General features: G+C 58.6%; 15 protein-coding genes. 6 read left to right on the top strand and 9 right to left on the bottom strand.

The genetic code is table 11. The annotated features are described in order from the left end of the window. Positions 1-510: 510 nt before the first annotated feature. The gene (locus FAA97_RS14735) at positions 511-1581 is read left to right on the top strand and encodes a hypothetical protein (protein WP_136599330.1); all 1071 of its coding nucleotides are present in this window, start codon (positions 511-513) and stop codon (positions 1579-1581) included. A gap of 57 nt (positions 1582-1638) precedes the next feature. On the opposite strand, the gene FAA97_RS14740 is transcribed toward FAA97_RS14735, so the two are convergent. Then, on the bottom strand, positions 1639-4200 hold the full coding sequence (locus FAA97_RS14740; RefSeq protein ID WP_136599331.1) for a GcvT family protein: 2562 nt from the start codon (positions 4198-4200) through the stop codon (positions 1639-1641). A 247-nt stretch (positions 4201-4447) separates the two neighbouring features. After that, complete coding sequence (locus FAA97_RS14745; RefSeq protein WP_136599332.1) at positions 4448-4879, bottom strand: pyridoxamine 5'-phosphate oxidase family protein; 432 nt, start codon at positions 4877-4879, stop codon at positions 4448-4450. 247 nt (positions 4880-5126) lie between these two features. On the opposite strand from FAA97_RS14745, the gene FAA97_RS14750 reads away from it, so the two are divergent. Beyond that, a complete protein-coding gene (locus tag FAA97_RS14750) occupies positions 5127-5657 on the top strand; it encodes a DUF992 domain-containing protein (protein ID WP_136599333.1) in 531 nt (176 codons plus the stop codon). A gap of 210 nt (positions 5658-5867) precedes the next feature. Here the strand turns inward: FAA97_RS14750 and FAA97_RS14755 are convergent, their stop codons facing one another. The 3 genes from FAA97_RS14755 to FAA97_RS14765 all read right to left on the bottom strand — a co-directional run bounded on the left by FAA97_RS14755 (position 5868) and on the right by FAA97_RS14765 (position 8768). Beyond that, complete coding sequence (locus FAA97_RS14755) at positions 5868-7328, bottom strand: protein adenylyltransferase SelO (protein ID WP_136599334.1); 1461 nt, start codon at positions 7326-7328, stop codon at positions 5868-5870. A 203-nt stretch (positions 7329-7531) separates the two neighbouring features. After that, the gene (locus FAA97_RS14760; RefSeq protein WP_136599335.1) at positions 7532-8416 is read right to left on the bottom strand and encodes a CsgG/HfaB family protein; all 885 of its coding nucleotides are present in this window, start codon (positions 8414-8416) and stop codon (positions 7532-7534) included. A gap of 10 nt (positions 8417-8426) precedes the next feature. Beyond that, positions 8427-8768, bottom strand: a complete 342-nt coding sequence (locus FAA97_RS14765) for a hypothetical protein (RefSeq protein ID WP_136599336.1) — start codon at positions 8766-8768, stop codon at positions 8427-8429. A 248-nt stretch (positions 8769-9016) separates the two neighbouring features. Between FAA97_RS14765 and FAA97_RS14770 the strand changes: the two genes are divergently transcribed. Next, positions 9017-9433: a hypothetical protein gene (locus FAA97_RS14770; RefSeq protein WP_136599337.1), complete on the top strand. Its 417-nt coding sequence runs from the start codon at positions 9017-9019 to the stop codon at positions 9431-9433. Between the two features lie 48 nt (positions 9434-9481). On the opposite strand, the gene FAA97_RS14775 is transcribed toward FAA97_RS14770, so the two are convergent. Beyond that, on the bottom strand, positions 9482-10549 hold the full coding sequence (locus FAA97_RS14775; protein WP_136599338.1) for a hypothetical protein: 1068 nt from the start codon (positions 10547-10549) through the stop codon (positions 9482-9484). Between the two features lie 97 nt (positions 10550-10646). After that, a complete protein-coding gene (locus tag FAA97_RS14780) occupies positions 10647-11618 on the bottom strand; it encodes a VOC family protein (protein WP_136599339.1) in 972 nt (323 codons plus the stop codon). Between the two features lie 648 nt (positions 11619-12266). Here FAA97_RS14780 and FAA97_RS14785 point away from each other — a divergent pair. From FAA97_RS14785 to FAA97_RS14795, 3 genes are all read left to right on the top strand, one after another. Then, the gene (locus tag FAA97_RS14785) at positions 12267-13040 is read left to right on the top strand and encodes an amino acid ABC transporter substrate-binding protein (protein WP_136599340.1); all 774 of its coding nucleotides are present in this window, start codon (positions 12267-12269) and stop codon (positions 13038-13040) included. Between the two features lie 158 nt (positions 13041-13198). Continuing rightward, a complete protein-coding gene (locus FAA97_RS14790) occupies positions 13199-13879 on the top strand; it encodes an ABC transporter permease subunit (protein WP_136599341.1) in 681 nt (226 codons plus the stop codon). Continuing rightward, a complete protein-coding gene (locus FAA97_RS14795; protein ID WP_136599342.1) occupies positions 13876-14631 on the top strand; it encodes an amino acid ABC transporter ATP-binding protein in 756 nt (251 codons plus the stop codon). The genes FAA97_RS14790 and FAA97_RS14795 overlap by 4 nt, the downstream gene beginning before the upstream one ends. A 78-nt stretch (positions 14632-14709) precedes the next feature. Here the strand turns inward: FAA97_RS14795 and FAA97_RS14800 are convergent, their stop codons facing one another. Together FAA97_RS14800 and queF are read right to left on the bottom strand one after the other, a co-directional pair. Further along, positions 14710-15060, bottom strand: coding sequence for a hypothetical protein (locus FAA97_RS14800; RefSeq protein ID WP_136599343.1), 351 nt, complete (start codon positions 15058-15060; stop codon positions 14710-14712). A 74-nt stretch (positions 15061-15134) separates the two neighbouring features. Next, positions 15135-15599: a preQ(1) synthase gene (queF, locus tag FAA97_RS14805; protein WP_136599344.1), complete on the bottom strand. Its 465-nt coding sequence runs from the start codon at positions 15597-15599 to the stop codon at positions 15135-15137. Positions 15600-15699 lie beyond the last annotated feature (100 nt).

Here is a 15699-nt window from a genome sequence, read left to right on the forward strand (position 1 = left end):
GGGGGTGAGTATGGGGCCTGTGCGGGAGACGGGGATGATTGAAGGCGCGGGGTGTTGATTTTGTTGGAGATTTTTCGGAATTCATCCCCCTTTTTTCGGGAATTGGGGCGCCGAGGCGGAACCTCTTCTCCCCGGCGGGGAGAAGGTGGCGCGAATGCGCCGGATGAGGGGGGCGGCGCAGCCGCACGTCACCAGGCACAAGATCAATATGAACCCTCAACCATCGTGCTATCCGGTTTTGCGCTTCGCGCCCCCTCATCTGCCCTTCGGGCATCTTCTCCCCGCTGGGGAGAAGCGGGAGCGCGCCGCTTACGCATTGAATATGGTTCTTTTCCCTCGCCCGGTTATTCCTGCAGAACAAATAATAATTTGAGAATCAAAATTGCTATTCAAATTCAGCCAAATCTTAAACGTCCTAAAGTTGCGCCTCCCAACTTAGAAGACCATGATGGTGTTAAAACGATTCGAATCTCACACAGTGATTGAGATCAGGAAAGACGGCGAACTGAAATGAATATGAATATACTGTCTGGGAAATGGATTGGAGATCTTCGAGGCACCATTTATGCCAACGCTTTTGCCGAAGTCCGATCGGAGAATGGAAAAGCTACGATCGAGCTTCGAGTGAATGCTCCTGGAAAGCCTTTGATACTCTGCGGCCCCATACAAATGGATGTCGACGGGAAGGTGTCGGGCACTCTGAGGCCTACTCAAACACCTGAGCACTTAAACCGCGATATGGTGGCGACAATAACTTTCAGCAGTATCTCTGAGGACCGACTGGAAGCCGAGTGGGGGCTAGACGATGGCAATGCTGGATTGCTAGCGCTTGTCAGATTCAATACGCAAGACGCGTCGCGCTCCAACCTCGCTCCTGCATCGCCCATACAGCAAATTCACAAGACACGACAGCTTCCCAAAATTACGCTTTATAGAGATCAAATCAAAGAGTTAGTTGAAATTCTCAAGTCGTCCATAGAGACTCCGTTTGAGGTGGTGATTGCGGTAAACAGCGACCGCAAAGGACTAAAGCGGCTCGCGTCAAATTTCTGGGACATCCCAAATCTGCCAGCAGAAGCACAATCGCTAAGCCTTTCCATTAGCGAACCCGGAGAGGGTGTGAATAGGCAGATCACAATAAACGTGAGTGAAGAAGACAGTTCATTTAATGTTGTCGGCCGCGATGAAATCTGGGTTTCAGGCACGACAATCGAAATCGAAGAAGCGTTACGGAGTAAATCTAGCAGAGTTAGGTGGCTTTACGAGAAACATGGCCTTAACATAAACAGCGTTGCGTTCTTGACAACGCTAGCATTACTTCCAGATTTATCAATTGGTCAAAGATTTATCTTAATAGGAATAACAATTATTTTGGCACTTGGACTGAAAAAGCTTCACGACTCCACTACCGCCGTTCGGATATTTCTTAAAAAAGACTACAAAGAAGCTAGCTACATAGATGTGCCCAGACTAGCGACCACACTCGCGGGTGCGGCAATCCTTGCACTAATTGGCGGCACATACAGACTGCTAACAGATGGCAGCGCTCAGCGTGTCGTTGAGTGGCTAGTATCAAATTAAAACCCGCCGGTCTCCCAACCGACGGGTCCATAACCCCCTGAGCAAACCGCCCTGCCCTCAGCTGCGCGGCTTCAAATTCTCCGGGTCATACAGCGGCTTATACCCCACCGCCGCCACCTCGACCGGGAAGCTCTCGGCAAAGTATTCCACGTTCAGCTTCCGCCCCACCTCGCAATACTCCGCCGGCAGATAGGCGAGTGCGATATTCTTGCCAATGGTTGGGCCGAAGGCGACGGAGGTGGTGTAGGAGCGACGGCCGAGGCTGTCGACCAGGACTTCGCCGGTGGTGGGGTCGACGACCGGCATGGAGCCGACCGGGTAGCGGGCCACGCCTGACTTGTCGACATTGTCGGTCATGACAAGCGTGCAGAGCATGGCCGGCTGCTGGGCGCGGGCCTTGTATTCCAGATGCTTTTCCTTGCCGCGGAAATCGGCTTCCTTGACCTTCGGACGCGCCAGATCGGCTTCGATCAGGTTGTACTGGGTCAGAAGGTCGCCGTTCTGCAGACGCAGGCTCTTTTCCATGCGGCGCGAATTGGCATAGGTCTCGACGCCGAAGGCCATGACGCCGGTGGAGCGCAGTGCATCCCAGACGGCGAGGCCATCTTCATACTTCATATGCAGCTCCCAGCCCTGCTCGCCAACATAGGAAATGCGGAAGGCAGCGACGGACTTGCCGGCAATCTCGATCGGCTTGATCGACGCGAACGGGAAGTTCTCGATGTCGAGGCCGGCGGGGTCGGCGACAACCTTCTTCAGGTTTTCTCGGGCGTTCGGGCCCCAGATGCCGATGGTGATGAACTTCTCCGACACATCGGTGATGGTGACGTCAAGGCCGCGATCCTCGGCCACGCGCTTCATGTAGTGGAAGTCGCGCGGGCCGGCATCGGCGCCGTTGACGAGGCGGCAGCGGTCACCTAAGCGGAAGACGGTGAAGTCGGCCCGCACCATGCCCTCGTCGTCGAGGAAGTGGGTGTAGATGCCCTTGCCGATATTGGCGTCGCCACCGATCTTGGCGGCGCAGAGCCATTCGAGAAGCTCGACATGATCGGGGCCTTCGATGTCAACCATGTGGAAATGGCTGAGGTTGACGATGCCGCAATCGTCGCTCATCGCCAGATGTTCGGCATTCGAAACGCGCCAGAAGTGTCTGTTATCCCACTCGTTTTCGCGAACCGGAACGCGATCGCCATACTTTTCCAAGAGGTGCTCGTTGGCGGCGTAGCCATGCGCACGCTCCCAGCCGCCAAGCTCCATGAAGTAGCCGCCGAGCTCGACCTCGCGTTCATACATCGGCGAGCGCTTGGCGCCGCGACCGGAAGCATAGGGTTCGCGGGTGTGAACGGCCGGGAAGTAGATCTTCTGGGCGGCCTCGTAGCAGCGACCGGCGATGAAGTCTTCGGTCAGCTGGTGCGGATAGAAGCGGGCATAGTCGATCGAGTTATGGTCGATCTCGGTGCGGCCATCGGTCATCCAGTCGGCAATCAGCTTGCCATAGCCGGGGCCGTCCTTGACCCAGATGGCGACGCAGTACCAGAGGCCGCGCACCTTCTGGCTTTCGCCACAGGACGGACCGCCGGCAGCGGAGACCTGGAGAAGACCATTGAAGGAATGGCCTTCGTTATAGCCGAGCTCGCCGAGGATCGGCGTCAGTTCCATCGCACGCTCGAGCGGCTCGAGGATCTGCTCCATGTCGAGATCGCGCTGCGAGGGCGAGAGGCGCGCCTCGTGCTTTTCAAGGAGTTCGCGCGGATGGCACATGCGCGGATTGTGCTGCTCGTAGTAACCCCATTCGATCTGGCCGCCCTCGGTGGTCTTCGGGTCACCGGTATCGCGCATATAGGCCGAATTGCCCTGGTCGCGCAGCAGCGGATAACCGATTTCCTTGCCGGTGCCTTCGAATTCGTTATACGGACCGAAGAAGGTGAGCGGATGGTCGACCGGCATGACGGGCAGGTCTTCGCCAACCATTTCGGCAATCAGGCGGCCCCAGAGGCCGGCGCAGACGATGACGTGATCGGCCATAACAGTGCCGCGATGGGTGACGACACCCTTGATGCGACCGCCCTCGACGATCAGCGATTGCGCCGGCGTATTGCCGAACATCTGAAGCTTGCCGGATTTTTCCGCCGCATCGACGAGCTTGCCGGCAACCGTCTGGGAGCGCGGGACGACGAGACCGGCATCGGGATCGAACATGCCGCCCATGACCTGATCTTCCTCGATCAGCGGGAACATCGCTTTGATCTCGGAGGGGGAGACATAATGGGCGCGGGTACCGAAGGCGCGAGCCGACGAAAGCTTGCGCTTGATTTCTTCCATCCAGGTGTCGTCGCCGGTACGGGCAACTTCCAGACCGCCGATGCGGGCGTAGTGGCCCATCTTTTCGTAGAAATCGATGGAGTACTGCGTGGTCCAGACCGACAGATAGTCGTGGCTCGTGGTGTAGCAGAAATCCGACGCATGGGCGGTGGAGCCGATATCGGTCGGGATGCCCGACTTGTCGATACCGACGATGTCATCCCAGCCGCGCTCGATCAGGTGATGGGCGATGGAGGCGCCGACAATGCCTCCAAGCCCGATGATGACGACCTTTGCCTTGGACGGAAACTCTGCCATAGCCGAAAACCCTGATGTCTGGGAGTGAATGATGTGACGCCGATCTTAAGAGGCGTAACGAGACAATTGCAGCCTGTCTGCGACATTCTGCAAGGGACGCACGACCAGTTATCCACGCTGCAATCTGTCAGATCGCGGCGGCAGGAGCATTTGTGATGTCGCCGGCGGAATAGAAAACAGGCGCCGGGGCAAACCAACGCCTGATTTTACACCATCGGGTGAAAGCGAAAGGGCGCCGATACGCCGCTTAAAGGCTGATGACGCCGTTCTCCTCGCCGTCCCAGTATTCGGCCTTGTCGGCATGCACCTTGATGAGCACGATGCCGGGGGTATCGATGCCATCCTTGAACCAGCGATCAAGATCCTTGGTCCAGTGCGCCTCGAAGACGGCTTTGTCGGCAATCAGGCTCGCGCGACCGGAGACGGCGACGAAGATGCCGGGCTTGCCGAGCAGGCTGGGCGGCGCGGTGAAGGTGAGCGAGACGGTCGGATCGGCTGTCAGCTCGCGGACCTTGCGGGTCTCCATATAGGAGAAGAAGTAGCTGTCGCCATCATAGTCGACATCACCGTTGTTGCTCATCGGTCGGCTGGAAATGGTGCCGTCGCCCGAATGGGTGATCATCATGCAGAAATCGATCTTCTGCATCTTCTTGGAAAGCTCTGGCAGGGTCAGCGTCATCGTCGATCTCCTCGGGTTCTGTGCGCCGGGATAAGACGGGCGGCAGAAGAAGGTTCCGAGGCCCTCCCCGCGGGCCATCAAGAGCCCTTGCCGAGCGCCGGATTGCCTGAGCGCTCAGCCGCGGACACACCAATCTCTGCCACACTTGGATCATTCTTCGCATTTAAGCGTTTGTTCCCGGAACTGTCCGAAGAAGCCGAAAGTGGCCACCTTCCGACGGGCAGTCTGATGCAAGGAGATTATCACCATGAAGAAACTGATCGCGGCGAGCATCGCCACTCTTTCTGTTGCCGCCCATGCCGGCATCGCCACCGCCGCCGACATGACCTATGCCGACCCGGCTCCCGTCTATGAGGAAACCGGCGCCTCGGGCGGCGTTCGCATCGGCTACCTCGATTGTGCTGTTGGCCCCGGCTTCGGTTATGTTCTCGGTTCGGCCAAGACCGCAGACTGCGCCTTTACCTCCGTGATGGGCGGCGAGCCGCTCGACATGTATTCCGGCGCCATCAAGAAATTCGGCGTCGACCTCGGCTACACCGCCAAGGGCCGCATTGTCTGGGCCGTGTTTGCCCCGACGGCCGGCTACCACAAGGGCTCGCTCGGCGGCCTTTATGGCGGTGCAAGTGCGGAAGCAACCGTCGGCGCGGGCGTCGGTGCAAACGTGCTGTTCGGCGGCACGGAAGGTTCGATCCACCTGCAGCCGGTCAGCGTTTCCGGCCAGCTGGGCCTGAACGTGGCTGCCACCGGCACGTCCATGACGCTGACGCCGGCAAGCTAAGATCCGGATCAGACAGATCGACGGAAAAAGGGCGCTCTGTTCGGGAGCGCCCTTTTTTCGGTCTTGCCTGGATGATGTGGCCTCGCCGCACGGCAAACAGGCTGCGCCTGATGAGCGTCGGAGAGAAGGCGCCCGCCTCCTCAGCCCGCACGACATGGGGTCAAGGCCGAAACTGCGGATCCTGATCTGGAAATCGTTGCGCCGGAGACATCACGTGCCGCAAAAGGTGCGCGTGACGCGCTCCTCAGGCCTCGGAGGCAATCGCAGATCAGCCGAGGCCAAGCTTTCCGTAAAGGGGGCGGCGACGGCATCCACCAGCCGGTGGAAGATAGAGAAGTCACCGTAAACGGCCGCGGCAATCGCCTCTTCAATGCGGTGATTGCGAGGGATCAGCGCCGGATTGACCGCTTCCATAGCCGCTTGCAGCGCCGCCGGCGAGCGACCATCATCAAGCCGTGCACGCCAGCGCATGAGCCAATCGCCAAGATCGACCGATGGATTGAACTGCTCGACAAGAACCTCGTCGGCAGCACCGCCCGCCAGTTTCGAGAGTGCCCGAAAGGTCAGGGTAAAATCAGCCTCGCCCCGATGCATCACGTCGAGGAAATCGCTGACGAGCAGACGATCATCCGCCCCCTCGCCGACAAGACCGAGCTTTGCCCGGAAGCGCTGCAGCCAGGCTGCCTGGAAGAGATCACCGAAGGCTTGCAAGACGCCGTTTGCAGCCGCAACCGCCTTCTCCTCATCCGGATCAAGAAGCGGAAGCAGGCACTCGGCAAGACGGGCAATGTTCCACTGGGCAATGCCCGGTTGATTGGCATAGGCATAACGGCCGCGCTGATCGATGGACGAGAATACCTTGCGGGGATCGTATTCATCAAGGAAGGCGCAAGGGCCGAAATCGATCGTTTCCCCCGACACGGCCATGTTGTCGGTGTTCATCACGCCGTGGATGAAGCCGATGGACAACCATTGCGCAACAAGTCGCGCTTGCGCCGCAGCGACCTCGTGAAGCAATGCAAGATAGGGATTTTCCTCCGCCAAAACAGAGGGATAGTGACGTTTGATGACATGATCGGCCAACTGCCGAACGGCGGCGTCATCGCCCTGGGCGGCAAAATACTGGAAGGTGCCAACGCGGATATGGCTCAACGCAACGCGGGTGAGCACTGCGCCCGGCAGGGGCACCTCGCGCCGTACGATCTCGCCCGTCGCGACAGCCGCCAAGGCTCGCGTGCTCGGCACGCCGAGGGCGGCAAAGGCTTCCGACAGGATGTATTCCCGCAAGACGGGGCCGAGCGCGGCCAGTCCATCGCCATTGCGGGAAAAAGCGGTTGGCCCGGAACCCTTCAGCTGAATATCCCGGCGCTGACCGCTGCGATCCACGACCTCTCCGAGCAGAAGGGCGCGCCCATCGCCGAGTTGCGGATTGAAATGGCCAAACTGGTGGCCGGCATAAGCCTGGGCGATCGGCTCTGCGCCGACAGGAAGAACCTGCCCTGCGAGAACGGCGGCCAGTCGCTCTTCATCGACGCCTTCGACATGAAGACCCAAAGCCTGCGCCAGATCCGCGTTGAACCGAATGAGCTTCGGCGCGCGGGCGGGCGCCGGTTTTGCCGGACGATAAAAGATCTCGGGCAAACGGGCATAGCTGTTGTCGAAGGCAAACAAGAAGAACTCCTCGCCCGAAGGTCTCGGGCCGCCTGGCTTTCTTCCGCATATAGGCTCCACGCCCCTGACTGCAAGACAACCGCGCATCACCATGCAAGAAGGACGGACTGAAACCCGCGCTTCAGAGGCGATCACAGACGATGAAAACGCATCGTCGGCTGAGGCTTGTCACCGATGGCCGCGCAAGCCTGAGCTCAAGCGCATCAGCCAGCGGTCGCGACCTCGGTGCCGGTCTGGCCTGCGCGATCATCCTGGGATGCCGCCGGCAAAAGCGCATCGCAGGCGCCCTTGTGACCGGTCAGCTCCTTGACCAGATCATAGGTGGCATCCGCCAGGGTCCAGCGCACGGCGGCCTGCAGCCCTTCCTGCGATTTGCTGCCGATCTTGATGTCGAACAACTCATCGGAGAAGAAGCGGAAGACGGAAGCGAAGACTTCGCGGCCAACCGCCTGTTTGGAATAGGATTTCGCCCTGATGATGCGGGTGGACTTGGTGTCGGTGACACGGATGTCCATCGCGGCGGTCACGGCGAAGCGCCGCGCGCCCCCACCTGCCCCACCGACAGTCGCCTCAAGCCCGCCGGAATAGGTGTTGAAATCGAGCTGCGTGATCACCCCGTCAATGACATAATCGGAGCCGCGCAGCGCGCCCTTGACCAGCGGCCGGAACGGCAGGCTTTCATCGCCGACCACGACATTGCCACCATCGCCGAGGATCTGCTCGCGCGCTCTGGCGATTTCCCACTCCGAAACGGCCGTATTGGAGCGGTTGACCTGCTTGACGCCCGCCTTTTGCAGAAGCGATACCATCATGCCGGCGCTATCACGCGGCAGATAATTGCCAGTCTCATCCGCCGAATAGCGCCCCGTCTGATCGGTGATCACGTGGACGGCAAAGATGCGCGGATAGCGCTGCACCTCCGGCGTCTTCGCCAGGCATTCGAGAGCGGCATCAACCGGCGTACGGGTGGCAATCGGCACCGGCCCGAGAAACGGTTCCTTCGGCGCTTTCTCAGCGGTCTGCGACTGGCAGGCCGCGAGAAGAAGGACAGGTGCGACGACGAGACTGCGGAATTTCCCCCAAATCATGCAGACCGCCTCAGTTGTTCAGAATGGAATTGTTGCTGTCAGTCTGGGTGATGGTCTGGTTCCCATCATTATCCTGCGTCACCGTGACAGTATTGCCGGACCCATTGATGTTGATGGTCGTGGCATTGCCGGTCTGCTGGGTGCCCAGTCCCGAGCCTGAGCCGACACCGGTATTGGCGCGGAACTCCCCCTTCAACTCAAGGCGGGTGCGCTCCAGGTTGAGCAGCACCTGACGTTCATTGGCGGAGCGGAACTGATAGGGGCGATCATCGCCCAGACCGTTTCCCGACGCGATCGACGGCGCCGCCACAACCAGTGCGACAAGCCATGCGATGTCCCGATGAGCAATCATAAAACCCCCAAAATTTTAAGGCTTTCAGCAACGCCTGTAAAAGTCATCCCTCGACGGGATAGCACTAAAGATACTGGCACACAGCGAAAATCTACCAATAGAACGGTGTAAACACAAAGAGACCGGCCACTCGTTGCCAAAAGACAACACGTATTTTCTATAACAAACCTACGAATCAGACCTATGGACAATAGAATACAAATGACGCAACAATCCCGAAACGACAAGTGGATGTATAGGCGGCTCATATGCGCATATTTATATCTTTGACGATTGTAATGAGCTTTGGCGCCGCATCGGCCGCGGCCCAAACCAGTCCGGTGGAAAACTTCGTCCGCGCCATGGTGGAGCTGAAACGCACCAGTGCCACCTGCGACCGTTATGTACAAGGCTCTCCACTGAGCCTGATGACCGGGATCGACGCCTATTTCACGGCCTTGAAACAGCCGGTTCCGGCGCCTGTCGATGAAAAAACGCGCGACAGTATTGGCAAGCTGATCAAGCAGCATGCCGCTTACATATGCTCGACGAAACTTGTGAAAGCGCAAAACAATTACATGCGCGCGGCAGCGGCTTACATGGACAAGAAACCGGCGCAATGGCCGGATGCGCCCTGGATCGAATTTCCGCAATGGTGCCAGGATCCGGCTTGCGCTGAGTATTGAACCGATATTCTACATCTCAGGATGGCTGCGGCTTTCGGATGATCTTGCCTATCGCTCGATGACGACGGCATTGCCGGTCTGGGCGGTCGCAGCGCCATTGGCGCCCTGGACGGACTGGCCGTAATCGGCCTTTTGCAGGACATCGACCACCTGCGAGCTGCCATCCGGCAGCTTCGTCTTCAACACGATCATGTTGACGAAGTTGTTGGAACTCTGCGTGATATTGGGGGACGTGATCGACTTCGTCAGTCCGTCGAGCGTGACCACATCGACGCGATTGTTGACCTTCTGCTCCCCATTCTCGGTGGTCTGCTTCAGATAATTGATGCTTTCCGCCTCGATATAGTTGGCAATATTGGTGCCGCTCTGACTGATCGATCCCCAGGTTGCCCCTTCCTGTAGCGTCACCACATTGTTGATGATCTGGCTGCCGGAGAAATCGCGCACGACTTCATCGACCTTGCTGGCGACAATGATATTACCGAGATTGGTGCCTTCCTGGACAATTGAACCATTGCCACCGGACCCTGTCACTGTCAGACGGTTGTCGACGAGCTGCTGCGCCGTCCTGGTGAAATTCTGCGAGCTCAGCGCGACCGACTGTTCGGAATAGACCATGTTCATGGTGTTCGAGCCAGACTGCCTGAGCGTGCCCGGGAGATCGGGAAGCGTCAGGCTGTTGATCGCATTCTGCACCGAGCCATCGGCGAAGTACTGCTCGACATTGCCGATATCACCGCCGATGACGGCATTGCCGACATTCGAAGCATCCTGCTCGATCGTTTCCAGCGCCGACACGGCATTGAGCACGATCTCGTTGATGGAGAACTGCTTCCCTTCAAAATTCTGGCGAACGCTGTTGAGCGGCCGGTCACTGACATCGACCACGTTGCCGGCATTGCTTCCAGTCTGGCGGGCGGACTTGGCAACCGAAACATTGGACCAGCCGATCGACTGGTTCGCATCCTGACGGCCCTTGAAATCCTGAAGGATCTGGACGGGCGAGAGCGCCTCCTGCGACGGGATCAGGTCCAAGGGCTCCGCGACCGGGAGACCGGGTACCGAAACCACGACCGCACAGGTCACGGCGAAGGAAACTCGCAAACTCCGGGACATGGAAACACGCATTCCGGTTCGTTATGAACCGGCTCCCTGACGTCTTATTCTCACGAAAAAGGGCCAGGCTGAATGATCAGCCTGGCCGATGACCGGATCAGTTGAGATCGCCGATCGAGTTGGCAACATTGGTTGCGCTCTGCACGACAGCCTGCACGGTGCCGTTTGCATCGATCAGGTTCGATGCATTCTGCGAGACGAAAGCAACCTGGCTGATACCAAGACCGGTATCGATAGAATCGATGGATACGAGGTTGGCCGCGTTGACGGCAGTCTGCTCGAAATCCCAGATCTGCGAATTGCTTCCGACGGAATCGGCGACGTTGCGTGCCTTCTGGTCAACAGCGGAAAACTGCGCCAGCGTCAGGTTGACGCTCGGAACGGAGACGCTGTTGATGACGTTGGTGGCATCCTGAGTGGATGGAACCACCTTGCCGGCGACAACCTTGTTGCCGTCGATCCATTTCTTGAACTCGATCGTATTCAGGGCATCCTGATCACCGACGGCGAACTGCTTGATTTCATCCAGATCCGGAGCGTCCATTTCGAGCGAAATCAGGTTGGCAGCATTGACCGCTGTCTGGGCCACATCTTCGACCGTATAGGCAACCTTGATGTCGTTGGTCGCGTACTGATCAACGAAGGCCTTCTGCTTGATCGAATCCAGGACGCCAGCCGTGCCGATTGGCGGCGTAGAAGCGCCGAGCGACACAGAGTTCGCCACATTGGTCGCATTCTGCGTAACACCCTTGATCGTTACGTAGTCAGGCTCCCACTTCCACTTCCAGACGTTGAACTTCCAGCCGGATTCGATGCTGTTTTCCGCATCCTGCTCGACAGCGGACTTTTGCAGGATCGTGTCGAGATTGGCGGCATCAGCAAGCGAGACCAGGTTGACAGCGTTGACGGCATCCTGAGCTACGTCGGTAGCCTTGGTGACGTCCTTGATGTCGTTCAGAGCTTCCTGGACGCCAACGGCGAACTGCATGATGTCGGCGTCGTAGTCTGTGGCGAACGCCGATGTCGACGTCATCAGGGCAAGCGCTGAAGCTGCGATAATCGTTTTCATGTTAAACTCCCCTTGTTTACTGTAACACTCTGATCAACGCTAGCATTCAAATCCGATCTCGAAGATCGGTTTGACCAAGGCAGCAGAGCACACCTTCCGTTGACCCATGCCAACGAAACCCTTCGATGGGATAACCGAGCATCTGAAACTCAGTCTAACCCACTATAATTGCTAGTATTATACCGAACGATCCGACGGCACGCGCATTTGCCCGGCAAGCCGCCATTCCTGACCAGCGTTCAAGCTGCATCAAGTTAGTCTCGGTCTATAGTCTGTGTTTTTTTATTCAACCCTCAGGTAGCAAGTATAAACACAATAACTGCTACAGGTCCACGACGTTTAACAATTTGTTAAGGACGAAAACTTGGGTCACACATTCAAAGAATCTGCTTGACGAATCAGAGGCTTGCACGAGAGACCCTGAATTTAAACAGGTATAAGTTGCAAAAACCCCCAAAAATGGCCTGGCGAAATTGGCCCCTTTCTGGCCCTCGATACGAGGGCGGGAATGGCCAGATATCAAAGTATTCCTGCATGTCTGAGCAAAAATTTCTCCTAATTGGCAAAAATTCGCGCAAATCGCCCCTCCGCCGTCGGCGGCTTTGGCCTACATGGAAGCCATCGAAATGCGGCCGAAAGGACATCATCATGCGCTTCATCAAAACCATTGCCGTTGCAGCGGCTCTCCAGACCCTCGCCTTTGCCCCGACGTTTGCAGGTGAAAACCTCGACGCCATCAAGGCAGCCGGCGTTTTCAAGATCGGCACCGAAGGCACGTATGCGCCCTTCACCTTCCACGACGCTTCAAACAAGCTTGTCGGTTTCGATGTCGAGATCGGCGAAGCAGTCGCGGCCAAGCTTGGCGTCAAGGCCGAATTCGTGGAAGGCAAATGGGACGGCCTGATCGCCGGCCTCGACGCCAACCGCTATGACGCCGTCATCAACCAGGTGGGCATCACGGAAGCGCGTAAAGAGAAGTACGACTTCTCCGATCCCTACATCGTCTCCAAGGCCGTGCTCGTGGTGAAGGAAGGCAATGAGGACATCAAGAGCTTCGAGGACCTGAGGGGCAAGAAGTCGGCCCAGTCCCTGTCGAGCAATTTCGGCAAGATCGCCGAAGCGGCCGGCGCCGAACTTGTCGGCACCGATGGCTTCGACCAGTCGATCCAGCTGGTTCTGACCGGTCGCGCTGATGCGACGATCAATGACAGCCTGTCCTTCCTCGACTTCAAGAAGCAGAAGCCGGATGCGCCGGTGAAGATCGCCGCTGAAAAAGCCGAAGCCGATGCCTCCGGCATCATCGTGCGCAAGGGCGATGCAGAACTGGTGACCGCCATCAACCAGGCCCTGACCGACATCAAGGCCGACGGCACCTACAAGGCCATTGCCGACAAGTATTTCGGCCAGGACGTTTCGAAGTAAGGCAAGCTTGCCTCAGCAGGCGACGCAAACGGTAAACGCCGGATTGGCGCGCGCCGGGTGTCGCCTTCTTCGCCATATGTCTATAATCGAGATCGCAGCAGAGGTGCCTCCCGCCTCTGCTGCATTCCGTTTTCGTCCGCACCGCCAAGGACATCTCCATGCCGCACTGGCTTCAACTGATGCTCGATTCCCTGCCGACACTTTTGTGGGCCGGGGTGAAGTTCACCATTCCACTCACTCTGCTGTCCTTCGCGTTCGGCCTGACGCTCGGCCTGATCACCGCCATCACGCGCCTGTTTGCGGCCAAGCCGCTGGTCATGATCGCCCGCTTCTATGTCTGGGTCATCAGGGGCACGCCGCTTCTGGTGCAGCTCTTCGTCATCTTTTACGGCCTGCCAAGCATCGGCATTCTGCTCGACGCCTTCCCGGCGGCCCTCATCGGCTTCACGCTCAATATTGGCGCCTACTCATCCGAGATCATCCGCGCGGCAATCTCCTCTGTGCCCAAGGGCCAGTGGGAGGCGGCCCATTCGACCGGCATGACCTGGAGCCAGGCGATGCGCCGCACGATCCTGCCGCAGGCCGCCCGCGTTGCCGTACCGCCACTGTCCAACACCTTCATCTCGCTGGTCAAGGACACCTCGCTGGCGGCCGCGATCACCGTGCCGGAGCTCTTCCAATCGGCCCAGCGCATCGTCGCGACCACCTATGAGCCGCTGATCCTCTATATCGAGGCAGCCCTGATCTACCTCGCGCTGAGCTCGGTCCTGTCCAACCTGCAGGCGCGCCTGGAGGCCCGCTTCGGACGTTATGGCGGCATGCTGGAGGCCAACCGATGATCACCCTGTCCCACATCATCAAGCGTTTCGGCACGGCGACGATCCTCAACGACATCTCGCTCTCGTTTCCCGAAGGCAGCGTCACTGCGCTCGTCGGCCCGTCTGGCGGCGGCAAGAGCACGCTGCTGCGCTCGATCAACCTTCTGGAACAGCCAACCTCCGGCAGCGTCCAGATCGGCGAGCACACGGTGGATTTTGCGCCCGGCCGCAAGGTGCCGTTCAGCCAGATCCAGAAGATCCGCTGCGAAACCGGCATGGTCTTCCAGAACTTCCAGCTGTTTCCGCATCGCACGGCACTCGAGAATGTCATGGAAGGCCTCGTGACGGTACAGAAATGGTCGCGTGAAAAGGCCCGGGCCCGGGCGGTCGATCTTCTGGAAAAGGTCGGCATGGGTCACAAGATCGAGTCTTGGCCGGCCGAACTTTCCGGCGGCCAGCAGCAGCGCGTGGCAATCGCCCGGGCGCTCGCCCCCTCGCCCAAGGTTCTGCTCTGCGACGAGCCAACCTCGGCGCTCGATCCGGAACTGGCGGGCGAAGTGGTCGACGTGCTTGGCCAACTCGCGGCTGAAGGCACGACCATGGTGATGGCAACGCATGATTTGCGGCTTGCCTCGAAGATCGCCAATCAGGTGGTGTTTCTCGAAGCCGGACAGGTGGTCGAGACCGGCAGCGCCGAGCAGATATTCCGCGATCCGCAGCGCGAGCGCACCAAGCGCTTCGTCTCCTCGATCAGCGCTGCCCAGACGCTCTGAGCAGACGTGATGGGCTGATGCGAAAAGGGCCGCCGGGAGACCGGGCGGCCCTTTTGTTTGCACAGGAGATCGGCCGGTTCAATCCGGCGGATCGGTGACAAAAGGCATGATGTCGACCCCATCGCCGGGAAAGACGGTGATATGCGGATGGTCGCGGAAGAGTTCGGCGGCCGCCTGCGCACTCTCAGCCTCGACGATCAGATAGCCGCAGATCGGATTGGATGTCGCGGCAATGCCGTTGCGGGTGACGCGCGTCGTCTTGCCCACCATGCCGCCGCGATTGACGATGTGGGCTGCATTGCGCTCCTCCCATGCGACCCATTTTGGAATACCCTCGGCATCGATCGCATCCTGCTCGGCCTTGGAGAGATTGCGAAAACGCGCGAAATCCTCCGCTTTCATCGTATAGACGGCGAGAAATGTCGGCATGTCGCGGCTCTCCTTTTTTGTCAGACAGCGCTTATTTAGGAATGAGAGAGGCCGAAGTCACCCCGTGCAGGCGCTCAGCCACGGCCGCGATAGGTGGCGACACCCTGATCCGGCAGCCAGACACCTTCCGGCGGCGCACCGGTCTGCCAGAAGACATCGATCGGAATGCCGCCGCGCGGATACCAGTAGGCGCCGATCCGGAGCCATTTCGGATCGAGCAGTTCGACGATGCGCTTGGCGATATAAACGGAGCAATCCTCGTGGAAGGCGCCGTGATTGCGGAAGGCAAACAGGAAGAGCTTCAGCGACTTCGATTCCACCAGCCAGTCGCCGGGAATGTAGTCGATGACGATATGGGCGAAATCCGGCTGGCCGGTCATCGGGCAGAGCGAAGTGAATTCGGGCGCGGTGAAGCGCACGACATAATCGGTGCCGGCATTGCCGTTCGGTACACGCTCGAGCACGGCGGTCTCGGGGCTGGTCGGGGCTTCGACGGCCTGGCCGAGCTGGGTCAGGCCGGATGTATCGGTTTTGCTCATGATGGATCCTTTAATTCTAGAGTATTTCCGGTGAACACAGGTTCACCGGAAATACTCTATCTTTTTGATTTTGCCGCATTGTCCGACGCCGAAGCGATCC

The sequence above is a fragment of the Peteryoungia ipomoeae genome (genome assembly GCF_004912165.1).
GTDB lineage: Bacteria > Pseudomonadota > Alphaproteobacteria > Rhizobiales > Rhizobiaceae > Allorhizobium > Allorhizobium ipomoeae.

What these genes read in the sequence shown, in the direction of transcription:
- FAA97_RS14775 (WP_136599338.1), bottom strand. Translation starts at nt 10,549, where the DNA reads ATGTCCCGGAGTTTGCGAGTTTCCTTCGCCGTGACCTGTGCGGTCGTG.
- FAA97_RS14785 (WP_136599340.1), top strand. Translation starts at nt 12,267, where the DNA reads ATGCGCTTCATCAAAACCATTGCCGTTGCAGCGGCTCTCCAGACCCTC.
- FAA97_RS14770 (WP_136599337.1), top strand. Translation starts at nt 9,017, where the DNA reads ATGCGCATATTTATATCTTTGACGATTGTAATGAGCTTTGGCGCCGCA.
- FAA97_RS14780 (WP_136599339.1), bottom strand. Translation starts at nt 11,618, where the DNA reads ATGAAAACGATTATCGCAGCTTCAGCGCTTGCCCTGATGACGTCGACA.
- FAA97_RS14750 (WP_136599333.1), top strand. Translation starts at nt 5,127, where the DNA reads ATGAAGAAACTGATCGCGGCGAGCATCGCCACTCTTTCTGTTGCCGCC.
- FAA97_RS14745 (WP_136599332.1), bottom strand. Translation starts at nt 4,879, where the DNA reads ATGACGCTGACCCTGCCAGAGCTTTCCAAGAAGATGCAGAAGATCGAT.
- FAA97_RS14740 (WP_136599331.1), bottom strand. Translation starts at nt 4,200, where the DNA reads ATGGCAGAGTTTCCGTCCAAGGCAAAGGTCGTCATCATCGGGCTTGGA.
- FAA97_RS14760 (WP_136599335.1), bottom strand. Translation starts at nt 8,416, where the DNA reads ATGATTTGGGGGAAATTCCGCAGTCTCGTCGTCGCACCTGTCCTTCTT.
- FAA97_RS14795 (WP_136599342.1), top strand. Translation starts at nt 13,876, where the DNA reads ATGATCACCCTGTCCCACATCATCAAGCGTTTCGGCACGGCGACGATC.
- queF (WP_136599344.1), bottom strand. Translation starts at nt 15,599, where the DNA reads ATGAGCAAAACCGATACATCCGGCCTGACCCAGCTCGGCCAGGCCGTC.
- FAA97_RS14800 (WP_136599343.1), bottom strand. Translation starts at nt 15,060, where the DNA reads ATGCCGACATTTCTCGCCGTCTATACGATGAAAGCGGAGGATTTCGCG.
- FAA97_RS14790 (WP_136599341.1), top strand. Translation starts at nt 13,199, where the DNA reads ATGCCGCACTGGCTTCAACTGATGCTCGATTCCCTGCCGACACTTTTG.
- FAA97_RS14765 (WP_136599336.1), bottom strand. Translation starts at nt 8,768, where the DNA reads ATGATTGCTCATCGGGACATCGCATGGCTTGTCGCACTGGTTGTGGCG.
- FAA97_RS14735 (WP_136599330.1), top strand. Translation starts at nt 511, where the DNA reads ATGAATATGAATATACTGTCTGGGAAATGGATTGGAGATCTTCGAGGC.